The sequence below is a fragment of the Gemmatimonas sp. genome (assembly GCF_041689975.1).
Taxonomy (GTDB): Bacteria; Gemmatimonadota; Gemmatimonadetes; order Gemmatimonadales; family Gemmatimonadaceae; genus Gemmatimonas.
In genome coordinates this window covers 1-5,322 of sequence record NZ_JBDNFF010000210.1, presented here as the reverse complement: position 1 = coordinate 5,322, position 5,322 = coordinate 1, and the positions used below count along the sequence as shown (strand labels likewise).

General features: G+C 64.9%; 4 protein-coding genes. 2 read left to right on the top strand and 2 right to left on the bottom strand.

Annotation, left to right across the window (positions count from 1 at the left end; genetic code table 11):
* The first annotated feature begins 320 nt into the window (after positions 1-320).
* Both ACESNG_RS13400 and ACESNG_RS13395 read left to right on the top strand, forming a co-directional pair.
* Positions 321-2,057, top strand: a complete 1,737-nt coding sequence (locus ACESNG_RS13400; RefSeq protein ID WP_373069337.1) for an Ig-like domain-containing protein — start codon at positions 321-323, stop codon at positions 2,055-2,057.
* Positions 2,058-2,142: 85 nt separating this feature from the next.
* Entirely contained in the window at positions 2,143-4,020 is a 1,878-nt protein-coding gene (locus ACESNG_RS13395) for an acyl-CoA dehydrogenase family protein (RefSeq protein ID WP_373069335.1), read from the top strand.
* Here ACESNG_RS13395 and ACESNG_RS13390 read toward each other — a convergent pair.
* Both ACESNG_RS13390 and ACESNG_RS13385 read right to left on the bottom strand, forming a co-directional pair.
* Positions 3,989-4,684, bottom strand: coding sequence for a response regulator (locus ACESNG_RS13390; protein ID WP_373069333.1), 696 nt, complete (start codon positions 4,682-4,684; stop codon positions 3,989-3,991). The two genes, ACESNG_RS13395 and ACESNG_RS13390, sit on opposite strands and share 32 nt — an antisense overlap.
* A gap of 90 nt (positions 4,685-4,774) precedes the next feature.
* On the bottom strand, positions 4,775-5,322 hold a 548-nt coding region (locus tag ACESNG_RS13385), incomplete at its 5' end, for a fumarylacetoacetate hydrolase family protein (RefSeq protein ID WP_373069331.1).

Sequence of the window (5,322 nt, the reverse complement as noted above, 5' to 3'; positions counted from 1 at the left end):
GAATCCAGCTCGTGGCAGACGTCCACGACCCGGGAGGGGCGACGCGAGGCTTGGTGGCATGGTCAACCGGTATGTTCATGGGCGCGGGGTAAGTTGCATGCACGCCCAATCGTGTCGCTACCGAGTCGCCACGATATGTGCGACAACTGTTCACGCCGCTTGCCGCCACGTGAATGATCGGTCAAGTTGTCCACAGGGCGGGTCGGTGCCAGCACTGTAACGGTTACGGGTGGCGCCAACTACGCGTCTTAGGTTGGACGTCGCCGTTCGGGAGACCCTTCCGGATAGCCCATTCACTTTTGTTGACAGGACGGACCTGCATGCGGGTCTCTGCCCCCATTGCGAACATCCGCGCGACGCTTCGCGCGACGACGACGGCGCTTGCCCTTCTCGGGCTGGCGGGCTGTCTCAATCTCAGTACCACCGTGACCGCCTGCACCATCTCGGTGGCGCCGGCCAGTCTTACGCTGCGGGTGAACGCCGCGTCGGCGATCGTCGGCACGGCCTTCGATTGCAAAGGCAATTCGATCCGCAACAAGAGGATCTCGTTTTCCTCGAGCAACACCGCAGTGGCGACGGTGACCACGGAAGGCAACGTGATCGCGGTCAGTATCGGTATCGCTACGGTCTCGGCCATCGCCGACGACAAGAGTGCGTCGGTACAAGTCACGGTGACCCCGGAAACGGCGGCCAACGTCACCATCACGCCGTCCACGCTCACGTTGCGACGCACGAACACGCGCCAGCTCACCGCTACGGCCCGCAACAACCAGAACATCATCATTACCGGTCGTCCGTTCCGGTGGGGCAGCAGTAACTCGTCCATCGTGTCGGTCGACCAGAACGGTCTGCTCACCGCGCTCACAGCGGGCACGGTTGTGATCAGTGCGGAAGCCGATCAGACCGTAGGCGGTGCAGCGATCACGGTCACCGAAATCCCGATCGGCAGCTGTTCGTTGTCACCGACCTCCTCGAAGGTCACGGTCACACAGAGCGTGCAGCCCACCCTCGTGCTTCGCGATACCGCGAACATCGTGATTCCGTCGCAGGGTCGGCCGATCGTCTGGACCAGTAACAACGAAAACGTGGTGACCGTGTCGTCCACGGGCCTGGCAACCACCCGTCGCGCCGGAACGGCCACGGTCACCGCCTCGCCGGCCGAGAACGCTCAGGTCACGTGCTCGACCAGCATAGAAGCGGTGGATCCACGCATTGTGCAGACGGTGATTCAGCAACGCACTGGATCACTGCGACTTGGCATTCCACGCGGATTTTCCGCCGTGTTGCTCGATTCAACGTCCGCGCTGATCCCGGCGGGTCGCATCACCACGTGGAGCACGAACACACCGACGGTGATCAGCATTACGCAGGCCGGCATCGTCACCGGGCTCACACTGGGTACTGCCCGCGTTATTGCGCGCGCCGAAGGCGTTGCCGACACGGTCACGCTGTCCGTGACCAACGTGCCGGTCACCTCCGTCGTCGTATCTCCGCTACAGGTCACGATGGTGGAAGGCCAGACGCGCCAACTGAGCGTGGTGGTGACCGACTCCACCGGGCGTGACGTAACCGATCGCCCAGTCGAGTGGATCACGACGGATCCGACCAGGGCCACGGTGAGCGCCACGGGGCTCATCACCGCGATTGCCTCAGGCAACGTGTCTATCGGTGCCTCGTCGGAAGGACGTCTCGGCCAAACGGCGGTGCTCATTCAGCAGACACCGGTGGATACGATCGTCGCCGTCGCCGGTTCTTCGGTGGCGCGCGGACAGTCCACTGCGTTTGCCATCACGCTCCTGGATAGCCGCGGCAACACGCTCCGAAACCGGATTGTCGTCGTCACCAGTGACACGCCGGGCATCGCAGTTGGCGCGCCGAACGCACAGTCGACCTTGGTGAGCGTATCGGGGTTCGCGGTTGGAACAGCGACGCTCACACTGCAGGTGGTCAACAACAACAACCAGAATGAGGGGAAGGCGACGCGGGTGACGATCACCGTGACGGCCACGGCGCCCGGCCCGGTCGTCCCTCAGTTGGAACCAGCCAAGTTTCCGTAATCGTCGGTCCATAGTCTAGTTTTCCAGGCGGGGCGCTTCTCATCGAAGTGCCCCGTCTTTCGTACCGCTTCCGGAGTCTTTGCTCATGAGCGCGTCGCCGCCTGCCGCCCAAACCAAACCGTCGTTTCTCCGCGGTCTCTTTCAGGGTGAGATCACCGACGGCCTGCTCTTTCCGTACCCCGCCACGCTCGACGAGCGTCGGCCGGACGAAGCGGCCACGGTGCATCGACTGATCGCTGCCCTCAACGACATGGTCGCGTCCGGGCTGATCGATCCGCGAGCGATGGACGAAGCGGAGTCGATCGGCGAGCCGGTGATCAAGGCGTTCGCCGAGGCCGGCCTACTCGGCCTCACCACGCCCAAGGAGTACGGCGGACTCGGACTCTCAGCCAGCGCTTATGCGCGCGTGTTCGGCGCCATCGCGTCGATCGACGCCTCGTTGGGCGTGCTGATCGGCGTGCACTGTGGACTGGGCGGCAAGGCGCTCGTGCTCTTCGGCAACGCCGAGCAGAAGGCGCGCTATCTGCCGGCCCTGGCGCGTGGCGAGATGCTGGCGGCGTACGCGCTCACCGAACCGGAAACGGGTTCCGACGCGCAGCACATCGTGACCACGGCGCGTCGCAACGCCGAGAATACCGGATGGCTGCTGAACGGCCGCAAGCACTGGATCGGCAACGGGCAGCGCGCCGGCATGATCGCCACCTTTGCGCAGACACCGATCGTGCGCAACGGTGAGACGATCATGCGCCCTACGGCGTTCATCGTACGCCCCGACATGCCCGGATTCCGCATCGACGGCACCGTGCGCAAACTCGGCATCCGCGCTTCCACGCAGGCCGAGCTGGTGTTCGAGGATTGCTTCGTGCCCGACGATCACGTGCTTGGCGACGTGGGCAAGGGGTTCCGCGTGGCCGTGAATGCGCTCAATGCCGGCCGACTGTCGTTGGCTTCCGGCTGCGCGTCGGGATGCAAACGGTTGCTGGCCGAGTTCGCGCGCTACGCCGAGGCCCGCACGCAATTCGGCGGTCCGCTCGCGTCGTTCGAGATCACGCAGCGCAAGATGGCCACGATTGCGGCCGGGACGTACGCGGTGGATGCGATGGTCGGTGCGTTGGCTGCAGCGCTGGATGAAGACAGTGTGGACGCGTCGCTCGAAGCCGCCTGCGCCAAGGTGTTCGCGAGTGAACTCGTGTGGCGAACCGCCGATGAACTGGTGCAGCTCGCCGGTGGGCGCGGCTTCGTGAAGCCGTGGCCGTACGAGCGCTATCTGCGTGATGCTCGCATCAACCGCATTTTTGAAGGCGCCAACGAAATTCTTCGGCTGTTCATCGGACTCAATGGCATTCAGGGGCCGGCCGAAGAGCTGAAAGAACTCTCGGGCGCGCTCAAGAATCCGATTCAGAATTGGGTGCTGGTGTCGAGCTACGCGGCGGAACGCGTGGCGGCCGTGTTGGGCCGGAAGGATCGCTTCGAGGTGACCATCCACGGGTCGTTGCGCAAGCACGCCGAGTTCGTGGAGAAGCACGTCGCGGCACTCGCCGCCGCGACCCAGAAGATGATCGTGACGCACAAGAAGGAGATTCTGCAGCGTCAGCTGGTGGTGGAGCGTCTCGCCGACATGGCGATCGAGCTGTACGCACGCGCCACGACGATCGCCCGCACTCAGCGACTGATCGAGGAGCGCGGCGCTGAAGCCTGCGCGCGCGAGATCGCGTTGACCGACCTGTTCTGCATCGAATCGGGCCGCCGTTTCCGCGCGATCCGCATGGAGCTCGATGGCGACGCCGGCGAGGCGATCGACGATCTACGACGGGAGATCGCGGCGCGTGTTCGCGCGGAACACGGCTACGGTTCGAGCGACGCACTGATGGACGTAGCCGTCCCACCGCTGCCTGCGTGGAGCCTTGTCAAGGCCGAACAGCAGGCCGCCGTTACCCGTCGTTCTTCAACAGCCCGAGCTTGAGGGCGAACTTCACGTAGTCGCTGCGATGCGCGATGCCGAGCTTCTCGCCGATGCGCTGCTTGTACGTATCGACGGTTTTCGGCGAGATTGTAAGCCGCTCACCGATTTCCGGCGCCGTGAAGCCCTCGGCGACCATCTTGAGCACGACCTGCTCGCGGTCGGTGAGCTTCTCGAAGCGGGCGCGCTCATCGGCGTTGCCGTCGCGACGCGCCAGACCGCGGGCGAGCGCACGGGCGGCGCTGGGTTGCACGTACACGTCGCCCGCGGCCACCGTGCGCACGGCATCGACCAGTTCGCGATCGGCCACCGACTTGAGCAGGTAGCCGCCCGCGCCCGCTTCAAGGAGCGCGACCAGGTGTTCGTCTTCGGTATGCATGGTGAGGACGAGCACGCGGCGAGTGATCGGCTCGCCCGGCGTGGGAGTGCGTAGCGCATTCGCCTTCTGCAACTCGCGGGTGGCGGTCAGACCGTCCATGTCGGGCATGGAGAGATCCATCACGATCACGTGGGGATCGACGCGCTCGGCCAGGACCAGCGCATCCTTTCCGGTGCCGCCTTCCCCGACAACCATAATGTCTTTAGCGGTCGAGAGAACCGCTTTGAGTCCCGCACGAACGATCTGGTGATCATCGACCAGCACGACGCGAATCAGGTCAGGGCGCATTCGTCAATTTGGAACCGACAGGGCGACAATGCGAGGACTACTCGCCGCCAAGAGCTACCGATCGGCGACGCACCGCAAAGAACCGATCACTCATCGCGCGGGAAGGATCGTCCCCACACACCGCCCGAAACCGATCCGCACCGCGCCCTCGCGCTCGGCGAACGCGGTGATCTCCAGTTCGTCCCCGTCTTCGAGGAAGCTGCGCGTCTCGCCATTGGCCAGTGCGAGAGGCTCGGCACCACGCCACGTGAGTTCGAGCAGACAGCCGCGGCTTTCCTTGTCCGGGCCGGAGATCGTGCCGCTGCCCAGCAGGTCGCCGGGACGAAGGTTGCAGCCACTGCTGGCGTGATGCACCAACAGTTGCGCCATCGACCAGTACAGGTCGGTCGCCTTCCCCTGCGTGAGGCGCACCGCGGGTGCACCGGCCTCGCGCATGCGCACCGTGCGCAACCACGTTTCCACGGTGATCCCGAAGCCACCACGCGCGCGGTCATCGCTGCTGGCGAGATACGGCAGCGGGTCCGGATCGCCCACGGCACGCGCGGCTAACGGCGTGCGGAACGGCTCGAGCGCGTCGAGGGTGACCACCCACGGGCTGATCGTGCTGGCAAAGTTCTTGGCGAGGAACGGCCCGAGCG

Excerpts from the sequence above, each read along its gene's own strand:
- ACESNG_RS13400 (WP_373069337.1), top strand. The coding sequence starts at position 321 with ATGCGGGTCTCTGCCCCCATTGCGAACATCCGCGCGACGCTTCGCGCG.
- ACESNG_RS13395 (WP_373069335.1), top strand. The coding sequence starts at position 2,143 with ATGAGCGCGTCGCCGCCTGCCGCCCAAACCAAACCGTCGTTTCTCCGC.
- ACESNG_RS13390 (WP_373069333.1), bottom strand. The coding sequence starts at position 4,684 with ATGCGCCCTGACCTGATTCGCGTCGTGCTGGTCGATGATCACCAGATC.